The organism is Stenotrophomonas sp. STEN008 (genome assembly GCF_056760435.1).
Window position 1 is genome coordinate 1 of record NZ_JBRRET010000086.1, and the last position, 844, is coordinate 844.

The window sequence follows — 844 nt, forward strand, 5'->3', positions numbered from 1 at the left end:
CGCTGGGCTGCCCCCCCCCCCCGCCCCGCCCGCCGCCCCCCCCCCCCCCCCCCCCCCCCCCCCCCCCCCCCCCCCCCCCCCCCCCCCCCCCCCCCCCCCCCCCCCCCCCCCCGCCAGGGCTTCACTTCGGCGGCCGGCAAAGGCGTTGGGTTTCCACGTGGGAAGAGGGGTCGGATCCGTTTTCCTGCGGAAAACGGATCTGACCCCTGAAGTGGCCTGGCTTTTGCTTTTTGCTTTCTTTCTTCAATCCGGGGTGGACGCGCACGGAAACTGTCCGTGGCCGGGAGGGTGGGTTGCGCAGGGGCGTAAGCGCCATGGATGGCGCGCCCGAGCCTACAGGGACGTATTCACGGCGTGCCCTGCGCGACCCACCTTCCTGGCCCAAACGAAGGAAATCCGCAGCTCTCCGCGGCCACTCCGAGGGGCTTCGCCGTTGGCTGGACAATCAGATGCCCCTTAAACGAAAACGCCCCGGCGCAGGGCCAGGGCGTTGTCGTGCGTCAGGTCAGGCAGGAATCAGAACTCCTGCCAGTCTCCGTCGGCCAGTTCCGCGGCCATCGGGCGACCCCCCCAGCTGCGGCGGGCCGGCGGTGCAGCCGGCGCCGGGGCGGCGGGTGCAGCGGTGCGCGGGGCGGGGGCGGCGACGCGGGGCGCGACCACGGTTTCGGCTTCATCGAGCACGAAGATGGACACCGCTTCACTCAGATGGCCTGCCTGTTCCTCCATGGCCCGCGCAGCGGCGGTGGCTTCCTCCACCAGCGCGGCATTCTGCTGGGTGGTCTCGTCCATCTGCACCACGGTCTGGTTGACCTGCTCGATGCCGGCGCTCTGTTCCTGCGAGGCC

Annotated in this window: 1 pseudogene; it reads right to left on the bottom strand. The window is 71.6% G+C overall.

Annotated features, from left to right (window positions below):
* Positions 1–516: 516 nt before the first annotated feature.
* Positions 517–844, bottom strand: a pseudogene (locus ACVOME_RS18660) (methyl-accepting chemotaxis protein); the annotation flags it as partial.